Origin of the sequence: Paenibacillus sp. 22594, assembly GCF_052044425.1 — a bacterium.
Classification (GTDB): Bacteria; Bacillota; Bacilli; order Paenibacillales; family Paenibacillaceae; genus Paenibacillus_AQ.
In genome coordinates this window covers 131,921-153,362 of sequence record NZ_JBQENA010000001.1, presented here as the reverse complement: position 1 = coordinate 153,362, position 21,442 = coordinate 131,921, and the positions used below count along the sequence as shown (strand labels likewise).

Below are 21,442 nucleotides of genomic sequence, written 5' to 3'. Positions count from 1 at the left end.
GGGCGGAATAATGATGATAAACAATGAGCTGTATGACAGATTATTGCGCAAAAAAGGCATTTCAGTTCCGGGGCACGGGCACACGGCGATTCCCCGTACAGGAGAGTCTGGTTCCTTCGGTTTGTCTCCCGCGCAGCGCGGGATCTGGTTCCTCCAGCAGTTGCATCCGGGCAGCGCCGCCTTCAATAACAGCGCGGTGCTGAAGATCGAAGGGAAACTCGACTCAGACTGCATGCGGGCAGCACTGCGCTCCCTGCTGGAGCGCCACGAACTACTGAACGTAAATTACAGACTGCGCCAGGGTGAACCGTGCGCCTGTCCTCACGCAGGAGACTTAGCTTTTGAAGTAGTGGGAGCGGAGGGCGGTGGCAAAGCCGCTTCTTCCGAATGGCTGCATGCCGAAATCTCACGCATTGCGGGAAGTCCGATAGACCTGGAGCATGATCCGCTAATTTCTTTTACACTGCTGCATGTGGGTGAGCAGGAGCATATCTGGATCATCCGCATGCACCATATTGTAGCGGACGGCTGGTCCAAGGGGATTCTCCTTCGTGACTTCACACATCTGTATGAAGCAGAGCTGGACCGGACAGCTCCAGACTTGCAGCCGCTTGCGATCCAGTACCGGGACTATGTACGGTGGCTTGAAAACCGGAGCGAAGAGACGGCGTATGCACGGGATCTGGAATTCTGGCTGGATAAGCTGGAAGGCGCGCCCCCTATGCTGGACATACCCTCCGATTTTAAACGGCCAAGCTCCATGTCGGGCTTGGGAGGGATGGAATCGTTTCGGATAGAGCCTGACGTGTATGAGCGCATTGGCAGCTTTTGCCGGAAGGAACGCTTATCGGTGTTTCACTTCCTGCTGACCGTCTTCAAGACGCTGCTCTTCCGATACTGTGCAGCAGAAGATTTGCTTATCGGCACGCCGGTAGCCGGACGGACAAGAACCGAGCTGGAGCCGCTGATAGGGATGTTCGTGAATACTGTGGTAGTCCGTACGCAGCCGCGGGGCGACCTGCCTTTTATAGATTATGCAAGGAGCGTTCAAGAAGAGGCTTTGCTGGCTTTTGACCATCAGGACCTGCCGTTCGATCTGCTTGTCGAGAGACTGAACCCGGACCGCGGGCGAAGCGTACAGCCCGTCTTCCAGACCATGTTCCAGCTCGATAATCTGGAGATGCCCGTTATGGAAGCGCAAGGTCTCCGCTTGTCAGCCGTCCCGCTGGATATCGGAATTGCCCAGAATGATCTGTCCGTATCCTGCTGGGAGGAGGACGGAGGACTGCGGGGGACTTTTGAATTCAGCTCCGATATGTTCACAAGAGCAACGATGAGACGAATGATCGGGCATTTTATCCGGCTGGCGGTGGCAGCTCTGGATGATCCGCAGGAGACGCTTGGACGGCTCAATCTGCTGGAGGCCTCAGAAGAGAACATGATCTTACGGACATGGAACGAGACAGAGCAGCCAGTACCGGAACATGGATTTGTAAGGTGGATCGAGCGCAGAGCTGCCCAAACTCCTGAGAACTGCGCGGTGCTTGAGGGAGAACATGCACTTAGTTACCGCGACCTGAACCAGTGGGCGAACCGTCTTGCGGCACAGCTTATGGACAAGAGTCTGCACGCGGAGACGCCGGTGATCGTCTGCCTTCCCTCCTCGGGACGTTTTGTGGCGGCTGCACTTGCCGTATCCAAAGCAGGGGGAGCCGTGGTGCCCGTTGATCCTGCGATGCCCCGGGAACGTATCCGGCAGATGGTGGAGGAGCTTGGCGACGTGCATGCACTTAGTGATGCCGTCCATTCCACGTTGCTGCCGCTCCCGCCCGGGCGGGTAATCTTGCTGGAGGAGCAGCTCCCGGTGTTCGGTGAGCAGGACGAGCGGGGACCGGACAATGGATTATCGCCGCAGGCGCTTGCTTTTATCATCTTTACTTCCGGTTCGACAGGGGTCCCTAAAGGAGTCCTTCTGGAGCGGCGCAGCATCGACAATCTGGTCCACTCCTTTGTTTCATCGTACCAGGTGACGGACTCAGATCGTCTGCTGCCCATTACATCGGTTGCTTCGGCCAGTTTCATCGGGGAATCGCTGCCGATTCTGGCTGCCGGAGGGACTCTCGTCTTGCCTGATACCGAAACTGTGCTGCACCCGGGCAAGCTGCGGGCATACATGGAGCGGCATCACATTACGATCCTCAGCACCGTACCCTCTATGGTTCGGCGCTTGAATAGCGACGGCGGAGCCTCTTCCCTGCTTCGCCTCATTCTGAGCGGCGGAGAGACTTTGCTGCCCACACATGTGGACAGGCTGCGCGGAATGGATATTGCCAACGGGTATGGACTATCAGAATCCGGCGTGTGCAGTACGTATAAGCTGCTGAAGCCCGGCCAGGATGGGGGGCAGGCCGTTTCCGCTTCGCTGGGCAGGCCGGTAGCCAATCACCAAGTCTATGTGCTGGACCCTCATCTACGGCCGGTTCCGATTGGGGTGAAGGGGCAAATCTGCATCTCTGGACACGGATTGGCCCGTGGATATTTGAATCGCCGTGACTTGACCGAAGCGGCATTTGTTCCCCATCCGTTCCGTCAGGGTGAGCGGCTGCTTCAGACAGGAGATTCCGGATATTGGCTCCCGGGCGGCGAGCTTGCCTTCATCGGCCGCAGCGACCGGCAGGTCCAAATTCGCGGATACCGGATTGAGCTAAGTGAAGTGGAGCGGCATTTATGCGCTTTCCCGGAAGTCGAAGAGGCGGCCGTGCATCCTCAGCCCGATTTTGAAGGCAACCTGCGGCTGTTCGCGTACTATACGGTCCGCAGCCAAGCGAGCATTATCGGCCAGCAATTGACGCATTGGCTGGAGTCGCGGATTCCTTCATATATGAAGCCCGCTGCTTATATTCAACTGGAGCGTATTCCCTACAATGCCAATGGCAAGCTGGAGGTTTCTGCCCTTCCGCAGCCCGGCGAGAGCCTTGCCCGTAACGGGGCCGCCTATGAACAGCCCCAGACCGCCACAGAGAAAACCATCGCAAAGGTCTGGGAGGAGATTCTTCAGCTCCGGCAGATTGGCGTGGAAGACAACTTTTTTGATCTGGGCGGACATTCGCTGCTGCTCGCCAAAGTGCATGACCGGCTCAGCCGGGAATTTCCCGTTCCACTGACGCTGGTGGATTTGTTCAAATACCCGACGGTCCGTTCACTTGCCGGATATCTCAGCGAAGGCTCGCGCGATGCTCTGGGGACTGATATTTACGAGACGGCCGCGAAGCAAAAAAACGCATTTCTCCGTTACCGGAAAACAGCTTCTTCCGTAGCGGTTCGCAGCACCACAGAGAAGGAGGAATAGATGCTATGAGTCATCCTGAGTATCCTTATAACGGAAATGAAATTGCGGTCATCGGCATGGCGGGAAGGTTCCCTCAGTCCGAGAACCTGGAGGCCTTCTGGCGGAATCTGACCGAGGGGAAAGAGTGTATTTCCCATTACTCCAGCCGGGAACTGGAGGAGGCCGGCATTGACCCCGGAATACTGAGTCAGCCGAATTATGTCCGGGCCAAAGGGGAAATCGGCCAGCTCGATGCATTCGATGCCGCTTTTTTCGGGATCAATCCCAAGGATGCGGAGCTTATGGACCCCCAACATCGGATGATGCTCGAATGTGCTTGGGAAGCGCTGGAGCATGCGGGCTACCAATCCTCAGAATGCAGAGGCTCCGTGGGCGTTTTTGCCGGAAAAAGCATGAGCTCATATCTGTTCCTGAACCTCTATCCTCATATTCAAAAAATGCTGGCCACCGGCAATTTGCAGGCAGCCATCGGCAATGACAAGGACAGTATGGCTACAACGATCTCCTATCGCCTGAACCTCAAAGGCCCGTCTATGGCGGTGCAGTCCTCGTCGTCCACCTCTCTGGTCTCCGTCTGCATGGCAGCACAGAGCCTGTTGACCTATCAATGTGACATGGCGCTGGCTGGTGGCATCACGGTTGGCCCGCCTGAACGTGCAGGCTACCTGTATGAGCCTGGAGGAATTATGTCGGCGGACGGGCACTGCCGCGCTTTTGACGAGAACAGCAGCGGATTTGTTCCGGGCAACGGTTACGGTCTTGTCGTGCTGAAACGACTGGATGAAGCGATCCGCGACAAGGATCATATCTGGTCTGTCATCAAGGGGTTTGCCGTCAACAATGACGGAGCGGATAAAATCAGCTATACCGCGCCAAGCGTAGGCGCACAATCCGAAGTCATCGCTTCGGCCCAGGCGCTGGCAGAGGTTCACCCGCAGACGATTGGTTACGTTGAAGCGCATGGCACCGGAACACGAATGGGAGATCCCATTGAAATAGAGGCGTTGACTCAAGCGTTCCGCCTCGGCACGAACCAGCGCGGGTATTGCCCGATCGGTTCGGTCAAGACGAACATAGGCCATCTCGATTCTGCCGCCGGCATTGCCGGCTTTATCAAAGCGACGCTCATGCTGCACCACAAGCAAATTCCGCCGACGCTGAATTATGAGCGCCCTAATCCGGCGATTGACTTTGACGGCAGTCCTTTTTACGTAAATACAGGGCTTACGGATTGGCCCGAACAAGCCTACCCGCGCCGCGCCGGAGTGAACTCGCTCGGTATGGGCGGCACCAATGCCCACGTGGTCCTTGAAGAAGGCCCACGTATGTACAGCGCATCAGCCGCGCCGGGGTGGCATATCCTTCCGGTCTCAGCGAAATCCGAGACCTCCCTGGCTGGTAATCTGTCCCGGCTGCAGCAATATTTGCGCGAAGAGACGCAGACTGAACTAGCGGATGTGGCATATACACTGTCGGTTGGCCGGCAGGCTTTTGGGATCAGGGCAGCTGTGGTCTGCTCCACGCAGGAAGAAGCGGTCCTGGCAATGGAAGCGGCCGACCCGCAAGCGGTATACCAGGGAGAAAGTCCTTCCAGGAACCGTCCTCTGGTGTTTATGTTCACGGGGCAAGGCTCGCAATATGTGGGGATGGCGGCAGGGATTTATGCTGCTGAACCGGTATTTCGTGATTATTACGACCGCTGCGCAGTGCAGATCCAAAGCCTGACGGGGATGGATATCAAGCCATTGATGCAATCCGTGAAGAACCACCCGCAAACACTGGACGTGAACGAGACCGCGCTTACCCAGCCATTGTTATTTGCTGTTGAGTACGCTATGGCCCAGCTCCTGATCAGCCGGGGACTTCGTCCACAGGCCATGATCGGCCACAGTCTGGGAGAATACGCCGCCGCAGCAATTGCTGGTGTGTTCAGTCTTGAAGACGCAGTTCTGCTGGTCTGCCGCAGGGCAGAGTGGATGTCCCGGACCGAAAGAGGAGCGATGCTGGCCGTTGGCCTCAGCCGTGAAGCAGTGAACGGATATCTTCAAGAGAGAATTACGCTGGCAGCGGTCAACAGTCCAGGTCTATGCGTGTTGTCGGGAGAAGAGGCCGCCATTACCGAACTGGAGCAGCGGCTGACGGAAGAAGGGATTTTTAATAAAAAACTGTCCACCTCTCACGCCTTCCATTCACCGCTGATGCAGCCGATGGTCGCCGCTTACCGTGAGCTGTTGATGCAGTTGGAATTAAAGGAACCCGCTGTTCCGATAATGTCCTGTCTTACCGGTACCTGGATGAAGGCTGAGGAGGCTACGGATCCCGAGTACTGGACCCGGCATATTCTCGACCCGGTTGTCTTTATGGATGGACTTGGGGCCCTGCTGCGCGAAGGGAACCGGTTGTTTGTGGAATTAGGACCAGGCTCCACATTGTGTGGTCTGGGGCGGCAGAACCCGGCAGCGGCTGAAGACAGTGTATGGGTGCCCGCCTTGCGTTCTATCGACGGGCAGGACGAGGACACGCGGGTGTTGGCCCAGGCCATAGCCAACCTATGGGTATGCGGTGCAGATCTGGACTGGGGGCTTTATTTCGGAAATGAGACGCGCCGGCGGGTTCCGCTGCCAACATATGCGTTCTCCCGGCAAAGCTACTGGGTATATCCCGAAGCTGCCCCATCCGGCTCAAATGCCACGGTTGCGGCAGGGACACAAGCATCCGGGATATCCGTACCGTTCAGTCCCATTCCCGAGCAACGTCAAACCGGATCACACCATGCCCGGCCTAAGGTAACGGCAGCTTACCGTGCGCCGGAGGGAAGCATCGAGCAGCAGCTTGTGGAGATTTTGGAACGGGAGCTTCATATTCAACCGGTGGGTGCAGATGATAACTTTTTCGAGCTGGGAGGTCATTCGCTGCTGGCCACCCAGGTGCTTGACCGGATTCGGCAAGCTTTGGGCGTACAACTGTCCATCGAGAACATATTTCTGCATCCGACCGTAAGCGGAATGGCTCAAGTGCTGGAGAACACTTCCGGAGAGACCCGCAAGGAGCAATCCATTGCAAGTTTGTTCCAGGAAATGGCTGCTATGAGCAGTGGCGAGATCGCCAGCGGCCTTGCAGAGGACAAACTCAAACCGAGCGGAGGGAAGGGGTAATGGCCGAACAAGTAGCCTTATCCTCATTGTCGCCTGAGCAAAAACAATGGTTTCGGCTGCAAATGCGTGAACGGGGCATTCCCGTGCTGCAAATTCCACTGGAAAAACAAACACGCGATGGCAAGGGATTACCGTTGTCCTACAGCCAGGAGCGGTTATGGCTGATGGAACAGCTCGGCGGCACCGCCTCCAGTTATCATCTACATCAGGCTATCCGAATTACCGGTGCTCTTAAGAAGGGGCATTTGGAAGCCAGCCTGCGCCTGCTGGCGTCCGCGCACGAGAGCTTCCGGACCTCATTCACCGCCACAGAGGGGAAGCCGCAACAGCACATTGCCGCTGGCAGCAACATTCCGCTGCTGCAGGTCAAGGTCACAGGGGCATCGGAAGCGGAGCGGCTGCGCCAGGTCGAACTGGCGGCCCAGCCGCTGCTTACGCAGCCGTTTGATCTCGGCAAGCCGCCATTGCTGCGCGCCGGATTGTATGAGCTGGCAGAGGACGATCACATGCTTGTGTTCGTCATTCATCATATTGTTGCGGATGGCTGGTCGCTTAGATTGCTTACAGAAGAATGGGTGCAGCTCTATAACGCATTATGCAAAGGTCAGAGCCCACTGCCTAATCAGCGTGTATACGACTATGCCGATTATGCCTGCTGGCAGAGAGAATGGATGCAGGCAGAGATGCTGACAGAAGGTCTGAATTACTGGAAGGAGCAACTGCGGGGCGCAGATCCTTTCTATACAATTCCTTCCCATCGCTCGCGCCCGCGCTTGCTGACCTCGAGTGGAGCTAGCTGCACGCTGCGGGTCGAAGCGGAGGAGCTTGAAGCGCTCAGAGTTCTCGCAAAATCTGCAGGATCCTCGCTCTTCATGACTGTACTGGCTGCCTTCAACGTGCTGCTGTACAGATACACCGGCAGGGGAGATGTTGTGGCCGGTACTCCGACGGCGGGAAGATGCCGGGAAGAAACCGAAGAGATGCTGGGCTGCTTCGTGAACAATGTGGTGTTAAGAACGGATATCCGCGAAGCGGGCAGCTTCACAGAGGTCTTGCAACTGACCATGCAGACAGTGCTTGGAGCCCTGAAAGCTCAGGAAGTTCCGTTCGAGCATGTACTGGATGCATTGAATCCGCCCCGGGACATGGCTTATTCGCCTTTATTCCAGCTCTTTTTTATCTTCCAGCAAGGCGGCATGTCATTGGATCAACTGGACGGTGCTGTCTGCACGCCACAGAAGTGGACTCAGCCCTCTGCCAAATTCGATATCACACTGGAAGTTATCGAGCATCTCCACCATTTGGATGTAATGCTGGAATACAACACCGATCTCTATGACAAAAGAATGGCAGAAGGACTGCTCGCCAACTATGTCTGGATGCTTGGGCATTTGCCGGCAAACGTGCAGCAGACGCTCCCGCAGCTTCCATTGATTTCTCCGTTTGAAGAAGCGGAGCTGCGTAAGGCAGGCATCGGCCCGGGTGTCGTTTACCCGGAGGGGTCGACACTGTATTCACTGGTGGAGCGGCAAGCCGCAGCCAGCCCGTCAGCCGTGGCTATTGTCTGCGGCCCACGTTCCTATACTTATGCTGAATTATATGGGGCCGCAGAGCGATTAGCCGCATATTTGCAGCGCTCAGCCGGCGCAGGGCCGGGCCGTCGCGTTGGCATCTGTGCCCGTCCTTCGTTCGAGCTGGCGGCAGGCATCCTGGGCATTCTGATCAGCGGCAGCGCTTATGTTCCGCTCGACCCGGCCTTTCCAGAGCAGCGGCTGCAATACATCGCGGGCCACGCCGAACTGGACTGCATTCTGGTAGATCATCCTGCGGAAGCCGGGCGGTTCGGCGGCCATCGCTGCTGCGACATCAGCCCAGGCAGCCTGTGTTGGCAAACGAATGGTGTCCTATCTAGCTCCAAGACATCTGACAGACCGCATCACGCTTATATGATTTATACCTCCGGGAGTACAGGTCAGCCCAAAGGGGTAGCCGTGACTCAACGGAATGCGGTCCATTTCCTATATGCCATCCAGGATCTGCTGCATATGACTTCCGAGGATTCGCTGTTGTCTGTCACGACATGCTCGTTTGATATTTTCTTGCTCGAACTGTTTTTGCCATTATCCGTTGGGGCAGCGGTGATCTTCCCGCAGGAGGGAAGCAGCAGAGATCCAGGACTGCTTATGGAGAATATGAATCGTTATAAGCCGACCTTTATGCAGGCAACACCGGTATTGTGGCGGCTGCTGCTGGCGGAGGGCTGGAAGGGTTCGGAGCACATGACTGTACTCTGCGGTGGTGAGGAACTGAAGCCGGAGCTTGCTGCACAATTGTTCCATAGGGGTAAAGCGGTATGGAATTTGTACGGTCCTACCGAAACGGCGGTATGGTCTCTGGCCCACAAGCTTACGCCGGATGACCTCCTGCACAAAGTCCCGATTGGCAGACCGATCGGACGTACAACCTGCTTGGTCCTGGATGAAGCGCTGGCGCTTGTCCCACTCGGAGCCGAAGGCACACTGTACATCGGAGGTGACGGCGTAACGGATGGCTATCACCGTCAGCCGGAGCTAACCGCGCAGAAGTTCATCATAAACCCGCTGGACAAGGCGGGAGGACGGCTATTCAATACGGGAGACCGGGTCCGGCTGCTGCCTGGAGGAGAAATGGTCTATCTCGGCCGCAAAGACCAGCAGCTCAAGCTGCGGGGCTTCCGCATCGAGCCTTCTGAGATTGAACAGCAGTTGAACCTTCAGCCAGAGATTGCGGCAAGCGCCGTGGTCGCTTGTGACGACGGACAGGGAGAACAACTGCTGGCTGCGTATTGGGTGCCGTCTCCTTCAGCCTCCGGCAAGGAGGCCATTCCTGACGAAGCAGACTGGAAGGAAACACTCCGCGGGGTGCTTCCCGGTTATATGATCCCGGCACGGTTCATTAAGCTTGCTGAGCTGCCTTTGACACCAAACCGCAAGGTAGACCGGCAATTCCTTTCACGGCTGCCACTGGACAAGGCGGTGTTAACCCGCAGTTACACAGCGCCGCGAAGCACAACTGAGATCCGGCTCGCCGAGGTATGGGGTGAGGTGCTGAACCTGACCAGCGTCGGAATATACGATCATTTTTTTGATTTGGGTGGTAATTCTTTGCTCGCTGTCAAGCTGCTGGCTGAAATCCGCTCCAGGATGGAGGTAGAGCTGACGCTCCGGGAGCTGCTTATCGCCTCCACCATTGCCAATATGGCAACTGAACTGGATACGGCTGCAGTGGCATCTTTGTCAGAGACAGGAAGCTCAGCCAGAGTGGATTTACCCGAATTTACAGTGTCGCCGCATGAAGCCTTTGAACCCTTTCCATTGACCGAAGTGCAGATGGCCTATTGGAGTGGGAGACGGAATGGCAGCGCCGCCACCCATGTCTACCAGGAGATGGAGTTTGCGGGTCTTGATATTGAACGTTTCGAACAGTGCTTCCAGGCGCTCATTAAGCGGCATCCTATGCTGCGGGCCATGATCATGCCGGACGGCTTGCAGCAGATTCTGGAGGAAGTCCCGCCATACCCAGTGAGAATGGCAGACGCAAGCAGCTGCTCCGAAGCGGAGCGCATCGCGCGGCTAGACGACATTCGTCAAGTGATGTCGCAGACCATTCATACCGGCAGTTGGCCGATGTTCGCCATTGAAGCGACCCGGCTGCCCGAAGGACTGACCCGGCTGCATATCAGCTTTGACCTAATGATCGCCGATGCGCGGAGTTTTCGGATTATTCTGGATGAACTGGCTGCGCTGTATGCCGGAGCGGCCGAATTGCCGCCACTGGAAGCGACTTTCCGTGATTATGTACTTTCCTTGCTGTCCGTAACCTCTGCAGACCGCTACAGAATAGCACAGTCCTATTGGCAAGAGCGAATTTCCAGCCTCCCGGGTGGTCCGCAGTTGCCTGTTGCGGTTTCTCAAGTCTTGACGCGGCAGGAATTCAAGCGCTGGAAGGCCGTTCTGCCGGCCAGGCTCTGGTCGAAGCTGTCGGCGGCGGCACGCAGACGGGGGTTAACTTCCTCCGCTTTGCTGCTCGCCTGTTATGCGGAAGTGCTTGCGTTGTATGCCAAGCAGCCGCATTTCTTGGTGAATCTAACGCTGTTTAACCGTCTCCCGCTGCATCCGCAAATGGAGCATCTGGTTGGCGATTTCACAACCATCAGTCTTCTGGAGGTCGATTACCGTGACCCTCTTCCTTTTGGCAGCAGGGCTCAACAGCTCCAGGAGCGTCTGTGGACCGATCTCGATCATCGCCTTTACAGTGGCATCCGTGTGACAGAACAGCTTATGGCCCACAGCATTCTGAGTGAACCGGTTCCGGTAGTGTTCACAAGCCTGCTGGACTTGTCTGGCACGGAGGGGACGACAGCCGGATTTGATCAGATCTTCCAGCGGAGGAATGAATCCGAGACGGAAGCGCGCAGTCTGTCGGAGACACCTCAGGTGTGGCTGGATCACCAGGTAGCTGAACGGGACGGCGAGCTTCACTACAATTGGGACGCGGTAGAGAGCAAGTTCCCGCCGGGAGTGCTGAATGAGATGTTTGCCATCTATGGAAGCTTGCTGCGCCGTTTGGCAGAAGAAGAAGAGGCCTGGGAGCAGGCACTGCCGCTGGCCGATTCGGGTTCAGCCGGATTCGCTCACCGTCTTAGACTGGCAGAAATTGACACACGACACCAACACAAACAGGAGACGCAGGACATTGCCCTGCATCATGGCTTTCAGCGGATGGCCCGCAGCCAGCCTGGTGCAACGGCTCTCATTGCCAATGGATATACGTTCTCTTACGAGGAACTGAACCGCACTGCCAATGCTGTAGCGCATCAGCTGGTGGCGTATGGCATACAGCCGGAGACATTGGTTGCCGTAGTGATGGAAAAAGGTTGGGAGCAGGTGGCGGCGGTCCTAGGGATCTTAAAGGCCGGAGCTGCCTACCTGCCGGTGGATGCGGGTCTGCCTGCCTACCGCATTGGTGAGCTGCTGGAGCTCGGACAGGTTCAAGTGGTACTGGTCCAGTCCTCTGTCCCTGTAGGTGATTGGGCCACTACCGGTATGAAGACCATAGAGGTCAACGTAAACACCGGAAACGAAGAGACGCCGGAATATGGAGGCCATGCGGATGGAATAGGCGAGCAGCTGGCCTACGTTTTATTCACTTCCGGCAGTACAGGAACGCCTAAAGGGGTGATGATCAGCCATATAGCCGCGGTTAATACGTTGACCGACATTAACCGCAGCTATGGGCTGAACCCGCAGGATGTCGTGCTTGGCCTTTCTTCGCTAAGCTTCGATTTGTCCGTATTCGACATCTTCGGCTGCTTGGCGGCAGGAGGCACACTTGTGCTGCCAGAGCCGCAGCGGCTGCGCGATCCGGCACACTGGCTGGAGCTGATGCAGAAGCACCGGGTTACGGTCTGGAACAGCGTTCCGGCCTTCATGAACATGCTATTGATGTATGCCGCATCTGAAGTACGGCTGGATTCCCTCAGACTGTGCCTGCTGAGCGGAGACTGGATTCCTTCTACTCTTCCGGGAGCCATCCGCCGCCTGAGTCCTGAGGCCGGGGTTATTGCGCTTGGCGGGGCAACCGAAGCAGCGATCTGGTCGATTCACTTCCCGGTTCACACTGTCGATCCGGCTTGGACCAACATTCCCTATGGTCTGTCCATGTCCGGCCAGCGTGTATATGTGCTGAATGCACGGATGGAAGAATGTCCAGTATCGGTGCCGGGAGAGTTATATATTAGCGGTCTGGGCGTTGCCAGCGGCTATTGGCGGGATGAGATCCGCTCTGCTGAGCGCTTTGTCATGTCGCCTATCACCGGAGAACGCCTCTACCGGACGGGGGATTGGGGCCGCTATGGGTCAGACGGAGTCATTGAATTCCTTGGACGCGACGACCTCCAGGTCAAAATCAGCGGCTACCGCATTGAGTTAAGTGAAATCGAAAGCACCCTGAAGACCTGTCCCGGCGTTCAAGAGGCTACTGTGCTTGCTGAAGGAGAGGAGGACGCGAGACGTCTGCGCGCTTTTGTGATTCTCGGTTCGGAACTGCAACCCTTGCCGGACCCGGCTGCACTGCGTTCCCATCTGCGCTCCCGGCTTCCAGGCTACATGGTTCCTTACAGTATAAGCATTCTCGAAGAATTCCCTTTGACTCCCAACGGCAAAATTGACCGCAAAGCACTTTTGGCCATTCTGCCTGAGACGATTGAACTCGCAGTGGGACCGACGCAATCCGTACTGGAAGAAGGTATTATCTCCATTTGGAAGGAACTGCTGAACCGTCCGCATATCGGCAGGGATGAGCATTTTTTCGATCTTGGCGGCAATTCGCTTAAGCTGGTTCAAATGCAATTGAAGCTGCAGGGGATGCTGAACCGCGAGATTCCTATCGTCGAGCTGTTCAGGCATACCTCCGTCGCGGCGATGGTTGAATTTTTCGGAAGTGCTTCAGTGGACAAGTGCCCTGCAGGTATGGAGCAAAAAGCGGTGGACCGGGCGGACAGGCGGTTTCATGCAAGACAGACGCGCCGCAGATGATTTTGAACATAAGGGAGGAAAAATAGTGAGCAAGGAACAGTCGGAGCAGGATATAAGCAATGATATCGCCATCGTCAGCATGGTGTGCCGGTTCCCCGGGGTGGATTCCGTGGAGCAGTATTGGGAGCTTCTCGTTAGTGGGACGGATGCGCTTCAGCTAAGCCCCGCACCGGCAGGACCAGGCATAGAACCCCTGAACCGCTTGGGGAGCGAAGGTCTGATCCCGGTGAATACTTCACTGAAGGACACCGAGAAATTTGATGCAGCCTTCTTCAAGCTGACCGGCAGGGAAGCCGAAATCACCGATCCGCAGCATCGGCTTTTTATGGAGAGCGCCTGGGAGGTACTGGAGAAGGCAGGGTATAACCCGCTGAATTATCCCGGACTGATTGGTTTGTTCGCGGGAGTCAGCACCAGTACCTACCTGATTAACCACTTGCTTGCGGACAGGGACCGGAACGAATCCGTCAGTGATTTGCAGCTCATGATCGCCAACGACAAGGACCATATGACCGCCCAAATTGCCTATCGCCTAAATATTTGCGGACCTGTCGTTGCCGTACAGACTTCTTGTTCGACTTCTCTCGTAGCAACGCATTTGGCCTGTGAAAGTCTGCTCAGCGGACAATGCGACCTCGCGCTCGCAGGGGGTGTGACGCTCAAATTCCCGCAAGTTCCGGGTTATCTGCATCGCCAAGGGGGGTTGACCGCAGCAGATGGGATGATTCGCGCTTTTGACGCAGAGGCTACTGGGACTGTATACAGCAATGGCCTGGGAATCGTCGTCTTGAAAAGGCTTGAAGATGCGCTGCGTGACGGAGACACGATCCAGGCCGTAATCAAAGGATCGGCGATTAACAGCGACGGCGCTAACCGGATCGGCTACGCTGCTCCCGGTGTGGATGGCCAGGCGGCAGTCATTGCTGAAGCCATGAGCATCGCCCAAGTCCAGCCGGATGCAATCAGCTACGTTGAAGCACACGGCAGCGGCACGCCGCTAGGAGATGATATTGAGCTTGAGGCGTTAAGTAGAGCATTCGCAGCGGCACGCTCCAACCGTTTTTGCGCAATTGGTTCAGCCAAAACCAACATCGGCCATGTCGAGATGGCTTCTGGGGCAGCCGGTCTGATCAAAACAGCCTTGGCGCTCAAGCACCGGAAAATTCCGGCAAGTCTTCATTTTGAGACACCGAATCCCAAGCTTGAGGAGCACAGCAGCCCCTTCTACGTGAATGATATGCTTGCTGACTGGGATGCCGGGGAATATGGGCGGTATGCCGGAGTCAGCTCCTTTGGACTAGGTGGAATCAATGCCCATCTGGTGCTGACAGAAGCACCGGTTCAGGCGGAAGGGGATGCGGAGAACCGCTGCGAGCTTCTGGTCCTGTCGGCCAAGACAGCAAGTGCATTGGAGCGGATGTGCGCCAATATGGCGGCTCATATAGAAATACACCCGCAGCTTAATCTAAGCGACGTGGCCTATACCCTTAAGACAGGACGGGCAGTATTTGCCGTTTCAAAAGCTATTGTCTTTCGCGGGCGCACCGATCTGCTGGAGCAGCTAAGGGCTGCGAGTGTAACGGGTACTACACGTCTGGGATCTACGGAGGGCAAGCTGGCAGTTTGTTTAAGCTTCTCCCAAAACTGTGTGCTCTCTGCAGAGGAGGCCCGCGATTTATACGAATCGAATCCGTCATTTCAGCAGTTGATTGGCGAGTTGTCCGACCAAATCCGCCGCTCTTATCCACTCGACCTGAGACATTATGTTCGGTCCGCCCTTGCGCCTGAAGCTTCTACCGCTACCGGGAGAATGCTGTCGTTTGCGCTGCAATTGGCGCTTGGCCGCCTGTTCCTTGGCTGGGGCATTGAGGCCTCTTCCATCGTTGGTGCAGGAATAGGAGACTGGGCCAGACAGGTGTTGGAGGGCGAATGCGCCTTGGAGGATGCTATACATCAAGTCTATAGCGAAGACAAGGATCATACTTCCGGTCAAGCACCTGTACAGGTGGAGCAGGTCTATGTCCTGAACCTGGGCAAGCCCAGCCAAACCGGCGGGCAGATTGCAGCGGCAGGCCAAGCACCCGGACAATATTGGCTGCAAAGCGAAATTGCCCAGTTATGGCTGGCAGGCGCTGAACTGGATTGGGCGCTGTATTACGAAGGGGAACGCAGACACAAGCTGGAGCTCCCAACCTATCCTTTTGAACGTGGTGTATTCTGGATCGGCCCTTCCAGCGGGCGTGCCACAGCAGATGTTGAGAGTGACAGCCGCCAAGGGAACAGAACGGCTAGCAACAACTATTATCAGCAGAAAGTCAAAGAAATCTGGGAGCAGAGCCTTGGGCTTGAGATCACGAATGGACAAGAGACCTTCTTCGAGCTGGGCGGGCATTCCCTGCTGGCGACCCAAATTTTGTTTGTGATGAACAAGACCTTCCGTACGGAAATTACGCTCCAGCAGTTTTTCGATCATCCTACTGTGGACGATCTGGCTGCATTGGCAGCGGAGCAATCCGGGCAAGGCATCAGTGCGTATACCGATCTTCCTGAGGTGCAGATTGCCTTGGCGGAGCGGTATGAACCCTTTCCACTGACCGATGTGCAAAAGGCCTACTGGATCGGCCGTTCGGAGGGCCTGGAGCTTGGGAATGTATCGACCCATATGTATTTTGAAAATGATGTCGATGACCTCAATCTGAACACGTTCCAGCAGGCGTTCCAAGCGCTGATTGACCGGCATGACATGCTTCGCGCAGTAATTCTTCCAGATGGACAGCAGCAGATTTTGCCTCATGTTCCCGGCTATGCAATCCGTTCTTATGACATCGCCTCTTTCGGGGAAGAGGCACGGAGCGCCCATGTGCGGTCCGTTCGTGAAGAGATGTCGCACCAGGTGCTGGATTGCAGCCAGTGGCCGCTGTTTGATGTCCGCGCGACGCGGCTGCCTGAAGGCCGGGTCCGGCTGCATATCAGCGTCGATCTGCTAATCGCCGATGCCTGGAGCCTGGAGCTGCTGCTGCGCGAGCTCTCTGTGCTGTACCTGAATCCAGCCCATGTCTTCGAGCCGCTGACCTTGTCCTTCCGCGATTATGTGCTGGCTGCTGCAGAGATTGAAAAAAGCGAATTATTCAGCCGCTCCGAGACGTACTGGAAGGGCCGGCTGGACTCCCTGCCGATGGGACCGCAGTTTGAACTGGTGAAGGAACCGTCCCAGGTGCTGAAGCCGGAATTCAGACGGCGGCAGCATGTCATCTCCGCCCCACACTGGAAGCAGTTCAAAAAGAGAGCGGAAGGTTATGGCATTACCTCTACGGTGGCTTTACTGTCTGCTTTTTCGGAGGTGCTGACGTTATGGAGCCGCAAGGCGCATTTCGCCCTTAATCTGACCTTATTCAACCGTCTGCCGATCCATCCCGAAGTAGGCGAAGTCATTGGGGACTTCACCTCCCTGACTCTGCTGGAAATTGACAACCGTGAACCGGGTGCCTTCATCAGCCGGGCCCGGCGCCATCAGCGCAGGCTGCTTGAGGATATGGATCACCGCTATTTCAGCGGTGTGCGGGTGACAAGGGAGCTGCTGGCCAAATACAAAGAGCCATCGAAGGCGATTGTACCCGTAATCTTTACGAGCATTCTGAATCAGACGGAACAGGCTGTGGCCGAAGGCCAGCCCGCACAGGCTCTGCAGGAGGATCGCTACAGTGTCTCGCAGACTCCTCAGGTGTGGCTGGATCACCAGGTGCTGGAACGGGATGGGGAACTGCATTTCAATTGGGATTCTGTAGATGAACTGTTCCCGGCCGGCATGCTGGACGAGATGTTCGCTGCGTATTGCGGGCTGCTGGACATGCTGGCTAAGGAAGCACAAGTCTGGGATGAACCACTGCCCCTGAGTATGGAGCTTTCGCGCAGGATGCCGCACCGCGAACGTCTTCATGAGGTTGCAACGTTCCATGCCCGGCCACTGCCGCCTAATTCGTCACCTGGATCACTGCTGGAGCGTTACCATAACAATGTACGGCAGCGTCCGTCCGCAGTGGCACTTATCGCCTCTGGAGGGCAGCTTAGTTATTCCGAATTGAATGACTACGCCGATTACGTTGCCGGTCAGCTTATCCTTAATGGAGCCCGTCCGGGCGAACCGGTGGCCGTTGTGATGCACAAGGGCTGGGAGCAGATTGCTGCCGTGCTTGGCATTCTCAAGGCTGGCTGCGCGTATCTGCCCGTGGATGCCTCGCTTCCCCAAGCCCGGATAGCTGAGCTTCTGCGGCTTGGACAAGTCGCAAATGCCGTCATTCAGCCCCATTTGGATCATACAGATTGGCCGCAGCTTATGCATGTTGTTCTTAATGAGCAGTGCAAGCCCGACGGCAAATACGGAGCAGAGGATCCGGAGGCGGCGGACCGCCTGGCATATATTATGTTCACTTCAGGAAGCACAGGCGTTCCCAAAGGGGTCATGGTTAATCACCGCTCTGTTCTCAATACCACTGAAGATATTCTTCACACTTATAAAGTTGGACCGCATGATGTCATGTTCGGCTTGTCTGCGCTGAACTTTGACCTGTCCGTGTTTGATATCTTCGGCATGCTCTCTGCAGGAGGCACACTCGTTCTGCCGGACAAGGATCATCTCCGGGACCCTGCGCATTGGCTGGAGCTGATGAACCGGACAGGCGTGACCCTCTGGAATACAGTTCCTGCTCTCCTTAGCATGCTTACCGAACTGGTCAAGGATACGAATGCTCCGGTCTGCGGCTCGCTACGGCTCGCTCTGCTTAGCGGTGACTGGATCCCGCTGGGCTTGCCTCAAGCAGCCAGCCGGTTGAAGCCAGGGCTTGAGGTGGTCTCATTAGGCGGGGCCACCGAAGCAGCTATCTGGTCGATTGCTTACCCGATTCAGGAGGTCTTGCCTGGCTGGACCAGCATTCCTTACGGACGTTCACTCGCCAATCAACGGGTATACGTGCTGAACGAACGGATGGAGGAGTGCCCTATTGGCGTATGCGGGGAATTGTATATTGGGGGAGAAGGCCTAGCTATGGGCTACTGGCAAGATGAACTGCGAACCCTTGAACGGTTCATCCGTCATCCTCTGACCGGCCAGCGCCTCTACCGCACCGGTGATTTCGGGAGATATGTGGAGGACGGGAATATAGAATTCCTGGGCCGGGAGGATTTGCAGATTAAGGTACGCGGACATCGCATTGAGCTAGGCGAGATCGAAGCTGCCCTGAAATCCCATCCTTATATCAGGGAGGCCACCGTAATCAGCCAGGGGGAAGGCGAACGCAAACGGTTGTCCGCCTATGTGACCGTGGACCGTGAACAGGCTTACGGTGTCACGGGGATGGCCGGGCAGGAATTGATCACGGGGGCAGTGGACCGGATGTTGTTCAAGCTGAATGAACCCGCATTGCGAAATAATCTATCCGGTAAAAGCTACAGTCTGGGCGATGCAGAGGAAGGCAACGCTCCATTCTTGCGGCGGCGCAGCTACCGCAGCTTCGTGAAGGAGCCGATTTCCCGGCGGCAATTCGGGGCATTTACGTCCGCTCTGTCACAAAGGACTTTCGATGGTCTTCCTTTTCCCAAGTTCCAATATGGTTCTGCAGGCGGGTTGTATCCAGTCCAGGTCTACTTCCATCTGAAGCCGGGAGCGGTAGAGGATCTGCCTGGCGGGCTGTATTATTACAACCGCAAGGAGCATCAGCTTGTTCTGCTAGAAGAACATCCAAGGATGGATGCTGCCATTCATGCGCCGGGGAACCGTGAAGTTTTTGAAGCTTCGGCCTTCCAGATTTTCCTGATCGGCTGCATGGATGCAATCGTCCCTATGTATGGACAGAAGGATGGCCTGGGCTATTCGATGATGGAAGCCGGGATCATCTCGCAGCTCCTGGAAGATAAAGGCCCTGAAAACGGAATTGGCTTAATTCAAATGGGTACCCTGGGTTTCGATCACATCCGCCCAATGTTCCGGCTGCGTAGTAACGATGTTTATCTGCATTGCCTGCTTGGAGGCGGGATTACGCCTGAGCAGATGACTTTGTCTGGACAGGTGGAAGAGATGAACCTCTATTCTTCCAATAAAACCACTGCCAAGGAGAGCAAACCGGACATCGGCAAAGCCCTAACCGCTTATCTAAAAGAGAAATTGCCTTCATACATGGTACCGTCCGCTATACAGGAGCTGGAGAATTTCCCTCTGACGGCCAATGGCAAAGTGGACCGCAAAGCGCTTGCTCTTCTGGCGCCGCAGCTCCCGGAAACCGATGAAGCGGCCGCTATGACGACTAGCGAACTCCCCTCTGGATCAGCTCCGTTGTTGCAGCAGATTGCGGATGCCTGGCGCAAAGTTCTGAACCGTCAGGATATTGGCCTGCACGATAACTTCTTCGATCTTGGTGGTGATTCGATTACCATGGTCGCGCTCTTCCGTGAATTGCAGGAGGATTATGGAAGCAGGCTGACAATGGTAGAACTATTCAGGTATCCGACGATTAGGGAGCTGTGTGAATTCCTGCTGGAAGATGAAGCAGCTTCCCCGCCGCAGGATGGCTTGCCTCTGGAGCGGGAACGGGCCGATTCCCGGCGCAGCGCCCTGGCCCAGTTAGCCGGCAAACAGCGGCAAGGCCGATAAATAACCTAAATTCAGGAGGGAATAGAACATGAAGAAATTTTTGCTGCTGTTATTTATTGCGCTGCTGGCTTGTCCGGGCGGCTCTGCCTTATCGGCTGCTGCTCCAGGGATCAAGATCTCGTGGAATGGCACACCGATTACCTTTGCAGGGGCCTCACCGGTTCAGGAGGGCAAGACCTGGCTCGTACCGATCCGGCCTGTCTCCGAAGAACTGGGTGCAGATTTGCAATGGGCTGCCAAAGAAAGGAAGCTTACCCTGTCAACGTTTGCCCGGACGGCAATACTGGTTCCCGGCAGCAAGCAAATGAAGGTCAACGAGCAGACCATTACTCTTCATACAGCCCCTAGAGAGCATCAGTCCGCCATCCTCGTTCCATTGGAGGCGCTGGAGGCGATTGGGCTTGTAATAACCTGGAATCCGGCGAAAACCGCAGTGGATCTGAAGCCGGAATTCACCGTTGTCAAAAAGTACGTTTTCCCCATTCAGGTTGCAAGCATCCGTTACCGCGGCCAATACGAGGAAATTACCAAGGTCTTTACCCTGCTGGACAGCAAAGTGAAAGATGTAATCAATGGTCAAGGCATGAGTTTGTATTATGAGCAGAATTATGAACTGGGACATGACACAGAGCTTTGCATTCCGGTCAGCAAAGCTGTGGAGGGCGAGTCCATAGAGTACAAGGGCCAGAAGATTCCGATAGTTACCAAAACGCTGGAAGGCGGTTATTTCCTGTCGGTGGTTCACCAGGGAACGCCGGATACGCTGGGTGACGTCTGGGCGCAAATGGACTTATATGCTAAAAATACAGGAGTCCAGCTTACATCACCGTCACGGGAAGTATATGTGCATGAGGATCTGAAGGATTACCGTAAACAGGTTACGGAAATTCAGCTCCGGTTCAAAGACCTATGAAGCATTATAACGAAGGTACGTTTTGCTGGGCCGAGTTAGGTAGCGGTGATCCGGCGGCATCCGCTGCATTTTATACCGCATTATTTCCTTGGACCACGCAAACGACAACTATGGAAGATGGGCGCAGCTACACGGTATTCCAATCGGACGAACAAGATGTGGCTGCCATGTATTCCTTGGGTGATCCCAAGTTGACCTCTTTCTGGGGCTGCTACATTGCTGTTCAGGACGTGGGGTTCTCGGCTGAACGGGCCCAGCTACTTGGAGCGGAAATGCTCATTGCCCCAAGACGGATAGCGGACAAGGGCGGTATGTGTGCATTCCGTGATCCTACCGGAGCGATGGTGGCCTTATGGGAAGCGGCAGAGCACCTGGGCTCGGGCGTTCAGCACGAACCGTACTCTATCGACTGGCATGAGCTGTATACAACGGATCTGAACGCCGCCGCTCATTTTTATACGGAACTGCTGGGGTGGGCAATGGAAGAAGTGCCTACTCCGTCAGGCCGTTATCTCCAGTTCAAGGTTGGAGCAGACTACGTAGCCGGCATGAAGGAAATCCCCAAAGACATGGCGAACATGAGCAGTGGCTGGGGATTATATTTCAAGGTTCCCGGATGCGAGAAGGTCACTCAGCAAGCGGCAGCTTTGGGAGCTGCTGTGGTTATTGCCCCAACTCCTGTGCCGGGTGGCGGGACATTTGCCACTTTGCAAGATCCGCAGGGAGCTTTCTTTTCGATCCAACATGGGTTCTAAGCAAATATTCTTCCGGGATAGCCCTAAACAACTGTTTGACGTTTGGCTATCC

Annotated in this window: 6 protein-coding genes; all 6 read left to right on the top strand. The window is 55.8% G+C overall.

Annotation, left to right across the window (positions count from 1 at the left end; genetic code table 11):
* The first annotated feature begins 10 nt into the window (after window positions 1–10).
* From ACTJKB_RS00625 to ACTJKB_RS00600, 6 genes are read left to right on the top strand one after another with little or no spacing between them, the layout of a single operon-like run.
* Complete coding sequence (locus tag ACTJKB_RS00625; RefSeq protein ID WP_440831340.1) at window positions 11–3,349, top strand: non-ribosomal peptide synthetase; 3,339 nt, start codon at window positions 11–13, stop codon at window positions 3,347–3,349.
* A 5-nt stretch (window positions 3,350–3,354) separates the two neighbouring features.
* Complete coding sequence (locus tag ACTJKB_RS00620; RefSeq protein ID WP_440831339.1) at window positions 3,355–6,504, top strand: type I polyketide synthase; 3,150 nt, start codon at window positions 3,355–3,357, stop codon at window positions 6,502–6,504.
* A complete protein-coding gene (locus ACTJKB_RS00615; protein WP_440831338.1) occupies window positions 6,504–13,079 on the top strand; it encodes an amino acid adenylation domain-containing protein in 6,576 nt (2,191 codons plus the stop codon). The genes ACTJKB_RS00620 and ACTJKB_RS00615 overlap by 1 nt, the downstream gene beginning before the upstream one ends.
* A gap of 25 nt (window positions 13,080–13,104) precedes the next feature.
* Window positions 13,105–19,722, top strand: coding sequence for an amino acid adenylation domain-containing protein (locus tag ACTJKB_RS00610; RefSeq protein WP_440831337.1), 6,618 nt, complete (start codon window positions 13,105–13,107; stop codon window positions 19,720–19,722).
* A 28-nt stretch (window positions 19,723–19,750) separates the two neighbouring features.
* Window positions 19,751–20,635 carry a stalk domain-containing protein gene (locus ACTJKB_RS00605; protein WP_440831336.1) on the top strand — a complete coding sequence of 295 codons (885 nt, stop codon included), beginning with the start codon at window positions 19,751–19,753 and terminating at the stop codon, window positions 20,633–20,635.
* On the top strand, window positions 20,632–21,390 hold the full coding sequence (locus ACTJKB_RS00600) for a VOC family protein (protein WP_440831335.1): 759 nt from the start codon (window positions 20,632–20,634) through the stop codon (window positions 21,388–21,390). Before ACTJKB_RS00605 ends, ACTJKB_RS00600 begins: the two co-directional genes overlap by 4 nt.
* Window positions 21,391–21,442 lie beyond the last annotated feature (52 nt).